Annotated in this window: 18 protein-coding genes; 10 read left to right on the plus strand and 8 right to left on the minus strand. The window is 54.3% G+C overall.

From position 1 onward, the window contains the following. Positions 1–96 precede the first annotated feature (96 nt). From HA50_RS32265 to HA50_RS05310, 4 genes are all read left to right on the plus strand, one after another. Entirely contained in the window at positions 97–180 is an 84-nt protein-coding gene (locus HA50_RS32265; RefSeq protein ID WP_017346848.1) for a small membrane protein YohP, read from the plus strand. A 611-nt stretch (positions 181–791) separates the two neighbouring features. Beyond that, positions 792–1,364: a lipid IV(A) palmitoyltransferase PagP gene (gene pagP, locus HA50_RS05300; protein ID WP_084873366.1), complete on the plus strand. Its 573-nt coding sequence runs from the start codon at positions 792–794 to the stop codon at positions 1,362–1,364. A 150-nt stretch (positions 1,365–1,514) separates the two neighbouring features. Continuing rightward, positions 1,515–1,724, plus strand: a complete 210-nt coding sequence (gene cspE, locus HA50_RS05305; protein WP_034829024.1) for a transcription antiterminator/RNA stability regulator CspE — start codon at positions 1,515–1,517, stop codon at positions 1,722–1,724. A 347-nt stretch (positions 1,725–2,071) separates the two neighbouring features. Beyond that, on the plus strand, positions 2,072–2,497 hold the full coding sequence (locus HA50_RS05310; RefSeq protein ID WP_084873369.1) for a GNAT family N-acetyltransferase: 426 nt from the start codon (positions 2,072–2,074) through the stop codon (positions 2,495–2,497). Here the strand turns inward: HA50_RS05310 and HA50_RS05315 are convergent. Beyond that, entirely contained in the window at positions 2,481–3,836 is a 1,356-nt protein-coding gene (locus HA50_RS05315) for an aminotransferase-like domain-containing protein (protein WP_084873372.1), read from the minus strand. The genes HA50_RS05310 and HA50_RS05315 overlap by 17 nt on opposite strands. A 137-nt stretch (positions 3,837–3,973) precedes the next feature. Between HA50_RS05315 and HA50_RS05320 the strand changes: the two genes are divergently transcribed. The 6 genes from HA50_RS05320 to tatE all read left to right on the plus strand — a co-directional run bounded on the left by HA50_RS05320 (position 3,974) and on the right by tatE (position 8,673). Further along, positions 3,974–4,933 carry an ABC transporter substrate-binding protein gene (locus HA50_RS05320; RefSeq protein ID WP_084873375.1) on the plus strand — a complete coding sequence of 320 codons (960 nt, stop codon included), beginning with the start codon at positions 3,974–3,976 and terminating at the stop codon, positions 4,931–4,933. Between the two features lie 2 nt (positions 4,934–4,935). Further along, positions 4,936–5,730: a deaminated glutathione amidase gene (locus HA50_RS05325; protein ID WP_084878355.1), complete on the plus strand. Its 795-nt coding sequence runs from the start codon at positions 4,936–4,938 to the stop codon at positions 5,728–5,730. A 20-nt stretch (positions 5,731–5,750) separates the two neighbouring features. Further along, positions 5,751–6,638: an ABC transporter substrate-binding protein gene (locus tag HA50_RS05330; protein WP_084873377.1), complete on the plus strand. Its 888-nt coding sequence runs from the start codon at positions 5,751–5,753 to the stop codon at positions 6,636–6,638. After that, positions 6,635–7,594 carry an amino acid ABC transporter permease gene (locus HA50_RS05335; RefSeq protein ID WP_084873380.1) on the plus strand — a complete coding sequence of 320 codons (960 nt, stop codon included), beginning with the start codon at positions 6,635–6,637 and terminating at the stop codon, positions 7,592–7,594. The genes HA50_RS05330 and HA50_RS05335 overlap by 4 nt, the downstream gene beginning before the upstream one ends. Continuing rightward, positions 7,591–8,361: an amino acid ABC transporter ATP-binding protein gene (locus tag HA50_RS05340; RefSeq protein ID WP_084873389.1), complete on the plus strand. Its 771-nt coding sequence runs from the start codon at positions 7,591–7,593 to the stop codon at positions 8,359–8,361. Before HA50_RS05335 ends, HA50_RS05340 begins: the two co-directional genes overlap by 4 nt. Before the next feature lie 108 nt (positions 8,362–8,469). Then, positions 8,470–8,673 carry a twin-arginine translocase subunit TatE gene (tatE, locus tag HA50_RS05345; RefSeq protein WP_084873392.1) on the plus strand — a complete coding sequence of 68 codons (204 nt, stop codon included), beginning with the start codon at positions 8,470–8,472 and terminating at the stop codon, positions 8,671–8,673. 159 nt (positions 8,674–8,832) lie between these two features. Here the strand turns inward: tatE and lipA are convergent, their stop codons facing one another. The 7 genes from lipA to mrdA form a co-directional block, all read right to left on the minus strand. Then, positions 8,833–9,798 (minus strand): lipoyl synthase, encoded by a 966-nt coding sequence (gene lipA, locus HA50_RS05350; protein WP_084873395.1) that lies wholly within the window; start codon positions 9,796–9,798, stop codon positions 8,833–8,835. Between the two features lie 175 nt (positions 9,799–9,973). Next, positions 9,974–10,627 (minus strand): lipoyl(octanoyl) transferase LipB, encoded by a 654-nt coding sequence (gene lipB, locus HA50_RS05355; protein WP_084873397.1) that lies wholly within the window; start codon positions 10,625–10,627, stop codon positions 9,974–9,976. 69 nt (positions 10,628–10,696) lie between these two features. Further along, a complete protein-coding gene (ybeD, locus tag HA50_RS05360; RefSeq protein WP_084873400.1) occupies positions 10,697–10,960 on the minus strand; it encodes a DUF493 family protein YbeD in 264 nt (87 codons plus the stop codon). Positions 10,961–11,179: 219 nt separating this feature from the next. Next, positions 11,180–12,391: a D-alanyl-D-alanine carboxypeptidase DacA gene (gene dacA, locus HA50_RS05365; RefSeq protein ID WP_084873402.1), complete on the minus strand. Its 1,212-nt coding sequence runs from the start codon at positions 12,389–12,391 to the stop codon at positions 11,180–11,182. Between the two features lie 130 nt (positions 12,392–12,521). Continuing rightward, positions 12,522–13,628, minus strand: a complete 1,107-nt coding sequence (gene rlpA, locus HA50_RS05370) for an endolytic peptidoglycan transglycosylase RlpA (protein ID WP_084873405.1) — start codon at positions 13,626–13,628, stop codon at positions 12,522–12,524. 10 nt (positions 13,629–13,638) lie between these two features. Continuing rightward, on the minus strand, positions 13,639–14,751 hold the full coding sequence (gene mrdB / locus HA50_RS05375) for a peptidoglycan glycosyltransferase MrdB (protein ID WP_084878358.1): 1,113 nt from the start codon (positions 14,749–14,751) through the stop codon (positions 13,639–13,641). A gap of 8 nt (positions 14,752–14,759) precedes the next feature. Beyond that, complete coding sequence (mrdA, locus tag HA50_RS05380; protein ID WP_084873410.1) at positions 14,760–16,664, minus strand: peptidoglycan DD-transpeptidase MrdA; 1,905 nt, start codon at positions 16,662–16,664, stop codon at positions 14,760–14,762. Positions 16,665–16,676 lie beyond the last annotated feature (12 nt).

Genomic DNA, 16,676 nt, shown 5'->3' on the forward strand with positions numbered 1-16,676 from the left:
GATGGCGTGATGGCTATCGCACCTGACAGCAGAAGCAGGATCTTCGTCTATACTTGAGTGAACTGGCGCTATTAATGATGTAAAAAGGAGCGGAAAATGAAAATAATCCTGTGGATCATCGCTATCATCTTCATTGTTGGGCTGTTAACCATTACCGGCGTGTTTAAATTGATTTTCTGACGCTTACAGGCACCCGTAGGTGCCTGTTGACGTTCATTCGGCTTTGGTAAAGGCAGGTGAGTGGGGACGCGAGACTGGCAAAATCACATCCCGCAGATTGAGCGGCTTTTGACACTCAGCACAACAGGCGCCGTGGTGGCTTTGCTGCCTGGTTTGTCTGGTTCCGGGCAGCGTATAAAAAAACCGGACACACCCACAGCGGCTACAACGAATAGTCATCAGCATTCCTCTTTATCTCCCTCCTGGAATGCTGAGATTTATCTCATTCATCTGATTAGTTCAATCGATAAATTTCATTAATTTATTTACGTTATCAACAATGAAGCACAGATTGCTGAAAATTAAGTCATTTCCGCCAGGCATTGTTAAGAGAACACTGCACATTTTATCAATTATGCCAATAGCCCCTTCGTTTATCCCCGGTTCCGGTAGCATTTGGTCATTATGGTAAAATGCGCCCATCGCGTGTCGGAAATTCCAGACAATACCTGGAGTGTTTCAGGAAACTTTTCACTAAACTTTTCAGACAGTAGCGTTAATTTTTGGGCAGACGCCGGGCAGGATATCCGTGGCTCTGTCGTCTTAAGGATTGTTTTACAGGAACCTTCGTTGTGAATCGGTACATTTCGGCAGCCTGTGTTGGCTGTATTTTGACCCTCGGAAGCGCTTTTTCTGCCTCGGCAGCTACTGCCACTCAGACCATCAAATCAGGCTGGAATACCTTTACTGACAATGTGGCCGAGACCTGGTCGCAGCCGCAAAATTATGATTTTTACCTGCCCGCCATTACCTGGCATAACCGCTGGACTTACGATCAGGAGCATATCGACAGGTACAACGAACGCCCATGGGGCGCGGGGGGCGGTGTTTCGCGCTGGGATGACAAAGGTAACTGGCATGGCCTGTACCTGATGGCGTTTAAGGATTCGTTCAACAAGTGGGAACCGATTGGCGGTTACGGCTGGGAAGCCACCTGGCGTCCGCTGAGTGATGACAATTTTCACATCGGTGCTGGCTATACGGCGGGTGTCACTGCCAGAGATAACTGGAAATATATCCCGATTCCGGTTTTATTGCCGATGGCTTCTATCGGATATGGCCCTGTTACCTTCCAAATGACTTATATTCCAGGTACTTATAACAATGGTAATGTCTATTTTGCCTGGTTACGATTTCAGTTTTAACTGATGAAGACGGATGGAAAGTGTGAAGGTTGGCGAAAAACACGATATTTATCACTTTTTCATCAATTCGCACTGGACAAATGTCACCGCAATTGCTGTACTAGACGCCGACACAGTTTAGTGTCCATTTTTCATGTAAAGGTAATATAGATGTCCAAGATCAAAGGTAACGTTAAGTGGTTTAATGAATCTAAAGGATTCGGTTTCATTACTCCTGAAGATGGCAGCAAAGATGTATTCGTACACTTCTCTGCAATCATGAGCAATGGCTTCAAAACTCTGGCTGAAGGTCAGCGTGTAGAGTTTGAAATCACTGACGGCGCTAAAGGCCCATCTGCTGCTAACGTTATCGCTCTGTAAGTTAACACGCAGAATTCTAAAAACCCGCCTTCTGGCGGGTTTTTTTATGCCTGCCACCAAATGATGGCCCAGGCGACCAGGGCGAAAGTGCTGATGGATAATGCCAGCATTTCATCCAGGGTTCGTGGGATCATACTCTTCATTGCGTTGCCTCCTGTCGCATTCAGGCCAGCATGGCAAAGCAATATTAAGTCTGCCTTAAGCGCTGATGACAGGCGCATGACAGGGCACAAACTGCGGCGTCTCTCACAGATAATCTCTGTAACATCCCCATAACAATCCTTACTTGCAGCTTTTTGGCTGACAACGCTATATAACAGCAGGAAATGGATTACTGAGGAGGCAGGATGAAGATACGTCAGGCACAGGCGAAAGACAGTTTTGCTCTGAGTGCACTGCTAACCGAACTGGGTTATGACGGCACTGAAGGGTTTATTGAGACACGATTAGCACAGCTTTGTAGCCATCCCGATGAAGTGCTGCTGGTGGCCGAGCATGGAACTCAGGTGCTGGGTTTTCTGTCGCTCCACTTTATCCCGCAACTGGCACTGGCGGGCGATTTTGCCCGTATCAGCTATTTCTGCATAGCCGAAGGCGAGCGCAGCAAGGGGAGCGGGCAGCAGTTGCTCAGCTATGCCGAGCAACTGGCACGCGAGCGTGGCTGTGATCGCATGGAAGTGCATTGCCATGCCTCACGCCTGAAAGCCAACCAGTTCTACGCGCGCGAAGGCTATGTGGAATCGCCGCGTTATCACATCAAAGATTTGGGCTGAGGTTAATTTCGCGACCAGAAGCAATCACCAGCGCGTCAGCAATACTGTCAAGTTGCTGCAATGGCAGCATGGCAGTGCTGACGCGAATGAATTGTTCGGCGTTGATGCTGTAGCGTTCACCCGGCACGGCGGCGATACCTCGGGCAGCCAGCGTAATCATGGCATATTGTTCTGACGCCACCGGAATATACAGACTGAGGCCGTCACGTTCGGCCAGCACCAGCCCGCGAGCTTGCAGGGCATGCAGCAGCTGCTGGCGACGTTCCCGATAGGTGGTTTTTGCCTGTTCTACCTGCTGCTGCGTGGTGGCGTCTGTCAGCATCCAGGCAACGGCATCCTGCAAAATTCGGCTGGTCCAGCTGACACCAAAATTACGCCATGCCTGAATGCGTTTCACCAGTTCACAGGGGGCGGAAAGCACAGCAAGCCGCAGATCCGGGCCGTAGGCTTTCGAAAACGAATGGACATGCACCACGCGTTCGGGAAAGTGGTATCCGAGGCTCCACACCGGCCAGCGTGATAAGTCGCCAATCCCGTCATCTTCCACAATCAGCGTTTTGCTATTGGCCAACACGCGCGCCAGCTCAGCGCTACGTTGCTGTGTCACGGTATGTCCGGTGGTTGAATGGGTACGCGGCTGGTAGATAAACATCGCCGGTGATTTGTGCAGATGCGCGGCCAAGGCGGAGGGAATCGGTCCCTGTTCATCGCAGGGCAGCGGCAGAATCTCCGCGCCGATATTGTCCAGCATATCCAGCAAACGTGTTGCGGTGGGATCTTCGAGTACCACCCGATCACCAGGAGACAGCAGCGTTTGCACGATTAAATTCATCGCATCAAAGCCACCATCGGTCGCCAGCCATGCCTCTGCCGGATAGGGCCAGCGTGGCGTAATTGCCGCCAGTAGCTGAGGTGAAATGGCTTCACGATGATAGCTATTCAACTGGGGCGACTGAAGGCCAGCCAGCATCGCTGGCTGCAAATCGGGTAACAGCGCCGGATCCGGGGAGGCCATTGCCAGATCGGCCTGGATGTTATCGCCGTAGTTGCCGATTTTTTCAAAACGAATCGGCCGCGGCATCACCGTATTGCCACACACCCACACGCCACTGCGGCCTTTACCGGCCAGCACTTTTTGTTTTTTCAGCTGCGACCAGGCCGCCGATACCGTTGCAGGACTCACGCCCAATAGCTCCGCCAGCTCGCGTACGGCGGGCATCTGCGTACCGACAGCAATCTGACCATCGCGAATTAATGTGGAAGCGGTAAGCGTAATGCCCTTCACCGACGCATCGGTAATTTGCGCGCTGAACCAGTCGATATCTACCGTTTGCGTCATAAGAAAAACCTTTGTTCAGTAACAAAGAATTTATTGTTCAGGTTAGTATTCCCGATTTAGTATCAAATTCAAGCACAATTTGCTGAATAACTAAACGCAGCCTGACTGCAATCGGAACGAACGGGGAAACAACAACTATGGTAACCATCAGACTGGCGGTTCGTGACTGGGATTACTTTACACCGCTGGCACTCGGCGACCTCAAGCCGGAAGGATTTCAGCTGGAAATTGACCGCGTCGGCACGCTGGTTGATAACCTGGGCAGCAGCGACAAATACGATGCCGGCGAGGTGTCCTTTAGCCGTTATGCCCAGTCACGCGCCAAAGGCGACACCTCGCTGCTCGGTCTGCCACACTTTCTGATGCGTGGCTTTCGTCAGCGTTGCATCATCACCACGGCGGACAGCCCGATTACCACCCCGGCTCAGCTGAAAGGAAAAAAAATCGGTGTCACGGGTTGGCAGGATTCCGGCAATACCTGGACGCGCACCGTGCTGCGTGAAGCCGGGGTCGGTATTGATGATGCGTACTGGTTTGCGGGCCGCCTGACTGCAGAACACCCGATTGTTGACCGTCTCGCGGGCTTTGGCCGTCCGGGACGTATTGAAGTCGCTCCCGGCGAACGCCCGTTGATTGAGCTGTTGAAAGCCGGTGAGCTGGATGCGGTTTTCACTCCGTTTATGCCAGAAGGCTTCTTCCTGCCGGAATCCGGGCTGCGCCAGCTGCAAACGGATTTCGCCAGTGCCGAGCGCGATTACTTCAATCGTGTTGGTTATGTGCCGGGGATTCATATTCTGGCGCTGAAACCCGCACTGGCGGAACAACATCCGTGGCTGCCGCAGGCGTTGAGTGAGATCATCGATCGTTCGTACCAGCTATGGATGAAGAAACGCGAAAAATACGCCGACACCACGCCGTGGTTGCTGGACGATTTGCGACGTACCGCGCAGGAATTACCGGCCGACTGGAATCAAAACGGATTTGCCGCTAACAAAAAGATGATTGCGGATTTTGCCAGTGAGTTGTTTGAACAGGGCTTAACCAAAACATTGCTGACGCCGGAAGCGATCTTCCCGGCGGTGGCGCAGGGGGAATGATGATGAAAGTAGCGATGGGGCAATTTGCGGTCAGCCGCGAATGGCAGGAAAACGCCGATATCTGCATCGGCCTGATGAATAAGGCACTGGCGGGCGGAGCCGATTTGCTGGTGCTGCCGGAAGGCGTGCTGGCGCGTGATATTGCCGATCCAGACCTGGTGCTGAAAGCGGCACAGCCGCTGGATGGTCCTTTCCTGACGCAGATCCTCGCGGCCAGCAAAGGTAACACGCTGACCACCATGATGAGCGTGCATGTGCCAACCGAAGGGCAGAAGGCGCTTAACGTGCTGATCGCCATTCGTAATGGCGAAATCATCGCGGAATACGAAAAATTGCACCTGTACGACGCCTTTGCCATGCAGGAATCACAGCGTGTTAACCCCGGCCATGTCATTCCGCCGTTGGTTGAAGTGGCGGGAATGAAGGTGGGTCTGATGACCTGTTATGACGTCCGTTTCCCTGAGCTGGCGCGCCGTCTGGTGCTGGATGGTGCCGATGTGCTGGTGCTGCCTGCGGCCTGGGTGAAAGGGCCGCTGAAAGAGATGCATTGGGAGCTACTGACCACGGCACGTGCGCTGGAGAACACCTGCTATATGGTGGCGGTGGGAGAATGTGGCCCGCGCAACATCGGCAACAGTCTGGTGATCGATCCGCTTGGTGTGGCGATTGCCAAAGCACCGGAGTCGGCGGCACTGGTGTTTGCTGACCTCGACCCACAGCGTATTGCTTATGCACGCAGCGTGTTGCCGGTGCTTGAGAACCGCCGCTTTGCTCGCCCTGAACTGAAAACACACTGACAGCACTGGGAAATTGAAGAATGAAAAAAATGACTCTCGCTATCGCGCTGGCTCTGGGCCTGTCGGCATCATTCGCTCAGGCGGCTGATGCGATTCCCAGCCAGAAAGTTGACCAGGCGCTGCACGATCGTCTGCCTGCGGATATCAAAAGCGCTGGCAAAATGATCGCCGTGAACAACGGTTCTTTCCCTCCGTATGAGATCGTCAATGGTACGCACTCGATGGATGGCGCTTCTGCCGATCTGGCGGTGGCGCTGGGACAATTGCTGGGGGTGAAAATCGAACATGCCACCGTCAGCGGCTTGTCCGGGGTGCTGGCAGGGATTAATTCCGGCCGTTATCAGCTGGCGATTGGGCCGATTGGTGATTACCCGGATCGTCAGGAGAAGGTCGATTTCATCGATTTTGTGCAGGAGTTCGTGGTATTTGGCGTACCCAAAGGCAATCCGGCCAAAATTAATGGCCTTGATGACACCTGCGGCAAGCGTATCGCGGTGATGGCGGCGGGTTCTGCGGAGCAGGTGATCCGCAAGCAATCTGATGCTTGTGTGGCTGCCGGTAAACCTGCGGTGGTGGTGCAGTCCTTCACTGATCAGCCTTCTTCGATTCTCGCGGTGCGTTCAAAACGTTCTGACGCCTTCTTCTCGTCACAGGCTCCGCTGACGTACTTTGTCGAGCAGGCCAATGGTCAGCTGGAATTGTCCGGCAAGGGCCAGAAAAACGGCTTTGGTGATATCTTCCAGGGCACCGTGGTGCCGAAAGGTTCTGAGCTGGGTAACGTGGTGCTGGACGGGTATAAAGAACTGTTCAGCAACGGGACTTACGCTGCCATCATGAAAAAGTGGAAGCTGGACGGTAACATGTTGCAGGCACCGGGCCGTAACCTGGCGAAAGGGGCAGCAAAATGAGTTTACACACCAACGATTCGCGAGCCAGGGACAAGGCCGACGTGCAGCAGCGCGACGTGGCTTTTGCCCGCAACGCGCCCACTTATGGACGCTGGGTCTCATGGATTGTGGTGCTGGTGATCGCCTCCAACTTCCTTTGGCTGGTGGCGACCAACCCAAACTTTGAGTGGACGGTGGTGCTGAAATGGTTCACTGAAGGTTCGGTGCTGAAAGGGTTGCAGGTAACCCTCGGGCTGACGGTGGTGTCGATGATCCTCGGCACCCTGCTGGGCCTGCTGCTGGCGGTGTGGCGTCTGTCGGAGAACAAGCTGCTGAGTGGCATCTCGTCGCTCTACATCTGGTTCTTTCGCGGCACCCCGCTGCTGGTGCAATTGATCTTCTGGTATAACCTGTCAACGCTGTTCCCGACGTTGTCGATTACCATTCCCTGGACCGGCATCACCTTTGCCAGCTGGAATACCAATGATCTGATCACGCCGTTAACTGCCGCGATCGCTGGTCTGGCCCTGAATGAAGCCGCGTATATGGCGGAAATCATTCGTGCGGGTTTACTCTCGGTCGATAACGGCCAGGTAGAAACCACACAGGCTTTCGGCATGAGCCGCACGCGTGCACTGCGCCGCATCATCATTCCGCAGGCCATGCGTTCCATCATTCCTCCCACGGGTAATCAGTTGATCAGCATGATCAAAGCCACCTCGCTGGTGAGTGTGATAGCCATGGGCGATCTGCTGTATTCGGTGCAGGCGGTCTATAACCGAACCTTTGAAATCATTCCCATGCTGATGGTAGCGGTGATCTGGTATCTGCTCATCACCTCAATTCTCAACGTGGGTCAGTCGGCTATTGAACGTTACTACGCCCGCGGTACCCGACGCACGGTGGTTGTCACCAAACGCCGCAATCAGAGTGACGATATCAGCCAGCGGGCCCTGGTGCAGAAGGAGGATGTATGAGTGATGTTCAGCCGCTGGTGCGCGCCCGCAATGTGCAGAAAAGCTACGGTGATAATGAGGTGCTGAAAGGTATCGATCTGGATGTGTTTCCGGGCGAAGTGGTGGTGATCCTCGGGCCGTCCGGCTCGGGCAAGTCAACCTTTCTGCGCTGTATTAACCATCTGGAAGATATGAACGCCGGTTCGATCATGGTGGGTGATGAGCAAATTGGTTATGAATTAAAAAAAGGCATTTTGCATCGCCTGTCGCCACGCCGGATTGCCCATCAGCGCCAGAAGATTGGCATGGTGTTTCAGCAGTTCAACCTCTATCCGCATATGACGGTGCTGCAAAACATCATTGAAGCGCCGATTGGCGTGCATAAGTTCCCGCGCCAGGACGCGTTAAAACATGCCCATGAGCTGCTCTCGACGGTGGGGCTGAGTGATAAAGCGGATGCCTGGCCGCGTCATTTGTCCGGTGGTCAGCAGCAGCGGGTAGCGATAGCGCGAGCGCTGGCGATTAAGCCATCACTGATGTTGTTTGATGAACCGACCTCGGCGCTCGATCCTGAGCTGGTGGGGGAAGTGCTGGCGACCATGCGCACGCTGGCGGATCAGGGATTAACCATGATTGTGGTCACCCATGAAATTGGTTTTGCCCGTGAAGCCGCTGACCGTGTGGTATTTATGGATGGTGGCGTGGTGGTGGAGCAGGGCAGCCCGGAGCAGGTGATTGGCAATCCGCAGCACCCGCGTACTCAGGCGTTTTTGAGCCGTTTTATCTGAAATTTGCCCGGTGGCCGATCTTACTCTGTTACAGATTGCAGTTGAGCTGGCAAGCGATCTGCGCGTAAATATCAGTCACCGTTTTTCGCTAAGGTTGAAAGGTTAATTATGGAAGGTATCAGTATTGCCAAACTGCTGATCATCGGTGCTCTCATCGTTCTGCTTTTTGGCACCAACAAGTTACGTTCACTGGGTGGCGATCTGGGTTCCGCAATCAAAGGCTTCAAAAAAGCCATGAAAGATGATGAATCCACCGCAACCAAAAGCACTGCTGAAGAAGCACCGGCAGAACGTGTCAGCCACAAAGAGTAATCTCTGCGGCTAACGTCAATAAGTGTAAAAATTTATTACGTTGTAAAAAACCAGACTGATGCCAGTCTGGTTTTTTGTTTTCTGTAGCGGCGCGATTTATCGCGCGCCTTTGGTTTTGATGCAGCGACCGAACAGTGTCGCTGCGAATGGGCGCAGGGATTACTTAACTTCCAGACCTTTGGCCTGCATGTCGGCATGGTAAGAGGAGCGCACGAACGGGCCACAGGCCGCGTGGGTGAAGCCCATTGCCATTGCTTCAGCTTTCATCTCATCAAACTCAGCAGGGCTGACATAACGCTGCACCGGCAGATGATGACGGCTCGGTTGCAGATACTGGCCCAGTGTCAGCATGGTGACGCCATGACGACGCAGATCGCGCATCACCTCAACAATTTCCGCATTGGTTTCACCCAGACCCACCATCAGGCCGGATTTCGTCGGCACGTCCGGATGCGCTTCTTTAAAACGCTCCAGCAGCTTGAGTGACCACTCGTAGTTGGCGCCCGGTCGTACCTGACGGTAAACGCGTGGGACGTTTTCCAGGTTGTGGTTGAACACATCTGGCGGCGTCGCGGTAAGGATTTCCAGCGCACGATCCATACGGCCACGGAAATCAGGTACCAGGGTTTCAATCTTGATCGACGGGCTTTTTTCGCGGATAGCGCTGATGCAGTCGGCAAAGTGCTGAGCACCGCCGTCGCGCAGGTCATCGCGGTCAACCGAGGTGATAACCACATAACGCAGCGCCATATCGGCGATGGTTTGGGCCAGTTTCACCGGCTCGTTAGCATCGGGGGCAGTCGGGCGACCGTGTGCCACATCGCAGAACGGACAACGACGGGTACAGATCGCGCCAAGAATCATAAAGGTGGCGGTGCCGTGGTTAAAACATTCTGCCAGGTTGGGGCAGGAGGCCTCTTCACACACCGAATGCAGGCCGTTTTTGCGCATGGCGGCCTTGATGCCCTGGATACGGCTGGAGTCGGCAGGAAGTTTGATCTTCATCCACTCCGGCTTGCGCAGAATTTCCTCGCGCTCAGTGACCACGGTTTTCACCGGAATCAGCGCCATTTTGTCGGCATCGCGATATTTGACGCCACGTTCCATCTGAATTGGTTTACTCATAAATCTGCAGGTTCCGGTCGGGATTGCGATTTGAAAGCTTCCTCACTCAAACTGAGAACCAGGCTTTCAACTTTATTTGAAAAAACTTGCAAAAACTTATATCATCTCGCAGCGCGGGAAGCAGCCGCTGTGAATGTCATCAGGTTACAAAATTGTAAATACGCACTGACAGACATCACAGCGTGGGTTCATCCTGTCGCCACTCGCTGGTGGTAAAGCCGGTCAACTGGGCAAAATGCTGCACCAGACGTGGCTGGACATCAGCGGTGGTAACGCCGGGCTGGAACTGCCCCAGCTGTGTCATACGCATACCGGCATAACCACAGGGATTGATGCGCAGGAAAGGGGCGAGGTCCATCGCCACATTCAATGCCAGGCCGTGAAACGAACACCCTTTGCGGATGCGCAGACCGAGCGAGCAAATCTTCTCTTCACCCACGTACACACCTGGGGCATCTGGTCGCGCATGGGCGCTGACACCGTAATCCGCCAGGGTGGCAACCACCGTTTCTTCCAGTGCCGTCACCAGTTGGCGCACACCAAGCTTACGGCGTTTAACATCGATCAGCACATACATAACCTGCTGGCCGGGACCGTGGTAGGTGACCTGGCCGCCGCGATCGCTCTGTACCACAGGAATGTCGCCGGGCATCAGCAGATGCTCAGCTTTGCCAGCCTGGCCCTGGGTAAACACCGGGTTATGCTCCACCAGCCAGACTTCATCCGGGGTGTCGCTGTCGCGTTGATCGGTAAAGCGGTGCATGGCGTCAGAAATCGGCTGCCAGTCGCGCTGGCCGAGTTGACGAACAAGAAGCGTATTAGCTGACAAAACGGGCATCCGGTAAAGAGTGAGAGGCAAAGTATAACGCTGGCAAAGATCCCTTTGCCAGCGTCAGCATTACAGCACCATGCGCACGATATCGATATTGCCTAACTCTTCATACAGGGTTTCAACCTGTTCGATGTGTGTGGCCATGATGGTGATGGAAACAGAATGATAATTGCCTTTGCTGCTCGGCTTCACATCTGGCTTGTAGTCGCCGGGCGCATGACGCTGCACCACAGCAACCACTTGATCAACCAGCTCCGGTTGCGCCAGACCCATCACTTTATAGGTAAAGGAGGTAGGGAATTCGAGCAGTTCATTCAGTTTGGTTTTCATATTGACTCCGGTGCATAAAAAACAGGCTCCCGCCTGAGCGGGAGCAATAATCCCCGTCATATTTCAGTCTGCAGGTGCGTTGGCTACGTTCGTTCACCCCAGTCACTTACTATTGTAAGCTCCCGGGGATGAACTCGCTTGCCGCCTTCCTGCACCCTGAACTATTTAGGGGATAGTAAATATATGATGGTATATGGCGGGTTTTTCAACCATACGGCCTTAGCCGAACCAGTGGTGGAACATCAGTTTGATGTAATCAATGATACGACTGATGAAACCGCCTTCCTGCACTTCGTTCAGCACCACCAGCGGACGCTGTTCAATGGTTTTGCCATCCAGCTGGAAGTTGATGCTGCCCACCACCTGGTTTTTCTGTAGCGGCGCATGCAGTTCGGTGTTGTTCAGCACGTAGCTGGCTTTCAGATCTTTCATGCGGCCACGCGGGATGGTCAGATAAGCATCTTTCTCCACGCCGAGCTGCACGCGGTCGCTGTTACCAAACCACACCGGCTCAGAAGCAAATTCTTTACCGGCCTTCAGCGGTGCCACGGTTTCAAAGAAACGGAAGCCCCAGGTCAGCAGTTTTTTGCTCTCGGTTTCACGACCTTTGTAGGTATGGCCGCCCATCACCGCCGAAATCAGACGCATTTGGCCTTCGGTTGCTGACGCCACCAGGTTGTAACCTGCGGCATCGGTATGGCCGGTTTTGATGCCATCGACATTGAGGCTGGTATCCCACAGCAGGCCGTTACGGTTCAGCTGGCGGATGTTGTTAAAGGTGAACTCTTTCTCGTGATAAACCGCGTACTCGTCCGGAACGTCACGAATCAGTGCCTGGCCGATCAGCGCCATATCGCGGGCTGAGCTGTACTGGCCGTCTGCATCCAGACCGTGTACCGTCTGGAAATGGGTGTTTTTCAGACCCAACGCCTGCACATAATTGTTCATCAGGTTGACGAAGGCATCCTGGCTGCCTGCCACATAATCGGCCATGGCAACACAGGCATCGTTACCGGATTGCAGCACGATACCGCGCGTCAGCTGCGAAACGGGAACGCGATCGCCTGGTTTGAGGAACATCAGCGAGGAGCCTTTAAATACCGGGTTACCGGTCGCCCAGGCATCTTTACCCACGGTGACAATATCATCCTGATGGATTTTACCCGCTTTGACCGCCTGGCCGATGACGTAGCTGGTCATCATTTTGGTCAGACTGGCTGGGTCGCGACGTGCATCGGCGTTCTTTTCCGCCAGCACCTTGCCCGAGTTATAGTCGATCAGAACGTAAGCTTCAGCATCAATGTCCGGGACACCCGGAATCATGGTTTTGAGGTTTACATCGTCCGCCAGGGCGGCATGGCTGAGTGAAAGGGCGACCAGTGATCCCACTGTCAGGCGTTTCAGAAAACGAGAAGGTTTCAGCGTATTCATGTTCAGGACTACAACATCCGTGAGGTTGAGAGTAAAAAAAAGTGCCTTGACTCAAGCAAACGCCTGATTGGGCGACATCTTGCTTTGCAAAACTGTAGTAACCAGGCAGCACTATGCCTGGTTGTTATTATCACATGCCGTTATGCGACGTGGTAATAAATGAACTCATCTGCGCTTCGTTGTTCAGGCGCTGCTGCAATGCAGCGGCTTCCGCGCGGGATTTATAGCCACCCAGCTGCACGCGATAAACGTTGCCATTGGCTTCAACCGAACCCGGTACGCCGAAACGTTTGCCGAGGCTGGTTGCCAGCTCGCGTGCGCGGGCGGCATCGTTAAGTGCGCCCACCTGCACCACATAACCGCCAGCGCTCTGGCTGGTGGCTGGCGCTGCAGCTGCGGCTACCGGAGCGGCTACCGCAGCAGTCGCCGCGGGTGCAGACGCAGCGGCGGCCGGTTGCGGTTCGCTGCCTTCCAGTACGCCATTGGCTAACGGTTGCGGTGCGCCAAGAAAACCATTGCTGCGCACCGGTGCGCCCATGCCATCGCTGCTTTGCAGCGTGCTGTTATCCACCGCGCGGACATCCTGCGCCGGAGGTGTGGCGCTTTGGGTGCTGGCACTGCCGCCCATCATCACCATGCCGCCGCCCAGGTCAGGACGTGCTGGCAGTGCGTAACTTTGTTTAGCGACCGTGGTACCAATGGTGCCGGGACCCGACAGCGTGCCGTCCGGTGCGACATTGATATAGTCAACGCGTACACGGGTATTATTCGAGATATTCAGACGGTCGGCTGCGGCGCTCGACAGATCGATAATTCGGCCCGGTGTGTAGGGACCGCGATCATTGACGCGTACCACGATCTGACGACCATTCGCCAGGTTAGTGACGCGCACATAGCTGGGTAAGGGCAGGGTCGGATGAGCCGCGCTCATGGCGTTAGGATCGAAGGTCTCACCAATCGCGGTACGATTGCCCTGGGCTTCAGTACCATAGGAAGTGGCTAAACCCACTTCACTGAAGTTAGAAGGATCTTTAACGATACGGTAGGTTTTACCGTTGACGCTATAGTCCTGGCTGGTTGACGGATTGATCGGTTCATAGCGCGGTTCCACCCCCGGAATTTCAACCACCGGGCCGTTGTAAGCCGGTTGTGGTGGGGCGGTATTCTGCGGTTCCTGAGAGGAACAGGCAGCCAGTACCAATGATGCCAGAGCAACCCCAAGCCAGTCCTTACGCATGTGCAGCCTCTTAAACGCTTTTAGATAACATTTTTCGATGAGTATGGATCGACATGACGATGCCAAATCCAGCCATTAGTACAATCAATGCCGATCCGCCGTAGCTGACCAGCGGCAGCGGTACGCCAACCACCGGTAAGATACCACTAACCATGCCAATGTTAACGAAAACATAAACGAATAAAATCAGCATCAAACCTCCCGCCATCACGCGACCAAAGGTGGTTTGTGCACGGGCTGCGATAATCAAACCACGCATAATCAGCAGCAGATACAGCACCAATAGCAGCAGCACGCCGACCAGCCCCAGTTCTTCCGCCAGTACGGCAAAGATAAAGTCAGTATGGCGCTCAGGCAAAAACTCCAGCTGCGACTGGGTGCCATGCAGCCACCCTTTACCGCGCAGGCCACCTGAGCCGATGGCAATTTTGGACTGAATGATGTGATAACCGGCACCCAGTGGATCGCTCTCGGGATTGAGCAGCATCATCACGCGGTCGCGCTGATAATCGTGCATCAGGAAGAACCACAGCACCGGGATAAACGCCGCAATCAGCAGCACCGCAACGCCAATCAGTTTCCAGCTCATGCCTGACAGGAACAGCACGAACAAACCTGATGCAGCGATCAGGATTGAGGTCCCGAGGTCAGGCTGCGCCGCAACCAGCAGGGTCGGGGCGAAGATCAGGATCAGTGCGATGCCGGTGTTCTTCAGCGTTGGCGGACACACATCGCGGTTGATAAAGCGCGCCACCATCAGTGGCACGGCTATTTTGGCGATCTCCGACGGCTGGAAGCGCACGATACCTAAATCCAGCCAGCGCTGCGCCCCTTTACTGATATGGCCGAAGGCATCAACGGCAATCAGTAATATCACGCAGATGATGTAGAGATAGGGTGCCCAGCTTTCGTAAACGCGCGGTGGCACCTGCGCCAGCACGATCATGATTACCAGACCCATCACAATCTGGCCGATTTTACGTTCCATCATGCCGGGATCCTGGCCACTGGCGCTCCAGATAACGAAAGCGCTATAGACCAGCAGGCCGATGATCACCAGCATAAAGAGGGGGTCAATATGGATGCGCGTCCAGATCGTTCTTTTCTGCGGACTATCGTTCATGGACATGCTTATTCACCTTCGTAACCGGGTGGCGTCGGTGCGGCTTCTGGCAGCACCGTGTTGTTATCGCCTAACATAATGTGGTCGAGAATCTGACGCATCACCGAGCCAACAGCCGGACCCGCACCGCCGTTCTCCAGAATCATGGTGACGGCGACACGCGGTTTATCGAACGGCGCGAAGGCGGTCATCAGCTTGTGGTCGCGCAGATGCTCAGCAATTTTGTGTGCGTTATAGGTTTCGTTCTCTTTCAGACCGAATACCTGGGCCGTACCGGATTTGGCGGCGATTTTATAGGGTGCGTCGGCAAAGCTCTTATGCGCAGTGCCGTTAGGGCGGTTGGCAACGCCATACATCCCGTCTTTGGCGATCTCCCAGAAGCCGGAGTGGATATCGCCAATCGGTTCATCTGCTGGTTGGCGATACGGCACCATGGTGTGGCCTTCACGGGTGGCGTGCAACAGATGCGGCACTTTTATTACCCCATCGTTTATTAAAATCATCATCGCTTTGTTCATCTGCACCGGTGTGGCAGTCCAGTAGCCCTGGCCGATCCCCACCGGGATGGTATCGCCCTGATACCAGGGTTTCTTAAAGCGTTTCAGCTTCCAGTCACGCGTCGGCATATTGCCGGGGCTTTCCTGCGGCAGGTCAATGCCGGTGCGATGGCCGTAGCCAAATTTGGTCATCCATTCAGACAGGCGATCAATCCCCATGTCATAGGCAACTTGATAGAAGAAGGTATCGGCGGATTCTTCCAGCGCTTTGGTGACGTTGAGACGACCATGGCCCCATTTTTTCCAGTCACGATAACGCTTTTCAGAACCCGGTAACTGCCACCAGCCGGGGTCAAACAGGCTGGTGTTGCGGTTAATCACTCCGGCACTGAGCGCTGATACCGCGACATAAGGCTTCACCGTGGATGCCGGAGGGTAGGCGGCCTGCAAGGCGCGATTATAAAGTGGACGGTTTTCATCGCTGAGCAGCGCTTTGTAATCTTTGCTGGAGATACCATCGACGAACAGATTCGGGTCGTAGCTTGGTGTTGAAACCAGCGCGAGGATTTCCCCGGTGCGTGGGTCGCTCACCACCACCGCCGCACGGCTGCCCGCCAGCAGCGTTTCGATGTACTGCTGCAATTTGAGATCGATGGTGAGATAGATATCGCGCCCGGCCTGCGGTGATTGTTCATGCAACTGACGGATCACCCGGCCACGGTTATTCACCTCGACTTCTTCATAACCGGTGGTGCCGTGCAGCACATCCTCGTAATAGTTTTCGATACCCAGCTTGCCGATGTCATGCGTTGCCGCATAGTTCGGCCATTTGCCTTCCTGATCGAGACGCGTGACATCACGATCGTTAATTTTCGACACGTAGCCCACCACATGGGTCAGCGTTTGTCCGTAGGGATAGTAGCGGCGCTGGTAGCCTTTCACTTCCACGCCAGGGAAGCGGTACTGATTGACAGCAAAACGTGCCACCTGCACATCGCTCAGGGCGGTTTTGACCGGAATGGAGGTGAAGCGGCGAGAACGCTTGCGTTCTTTTTCGAACGCGTCCAAATCGTCATCAGTGAGATCGAGGATCGGGCGCAGGTCCTGTAGCGTTTGCTTCAGGTCATCGACTTTTTCCGGCACCAGCTCGGCCTGATAAATGGTGCGGTTCAGCGCCAGCGGCACGCCGTTGCGATCAAAAATGATACCGCGGCTCGGTGCCACCGGCACCAGCTTGATACGGTTGTCATTGGAGCGGGTGCTGTAATCAGCAAAACGCAGAATTTGCAGGTGGTACAGGTTGACCACCAGAATACCGGAAAGCAGCAGGATGCCGAAAAAGGCCACCAAAGCCCGACGGACAAACAGCTTTTGTTCGGCAGTGTAATCGCGAAAAGCGTTGCTTTGTAATTTCATCCGCTGCGTTTA

Origin of the sequence: Pantoea cypripedii (assembly GCF_002095535.1) — a bacterium.
GTDB classification, from domain to species: Bacteria; Pseudomonadota; Gammaproteobacteria; order Enterobacterales; family Enterobacteriaceae; genus Pantoea; species Pantoea cypripedii.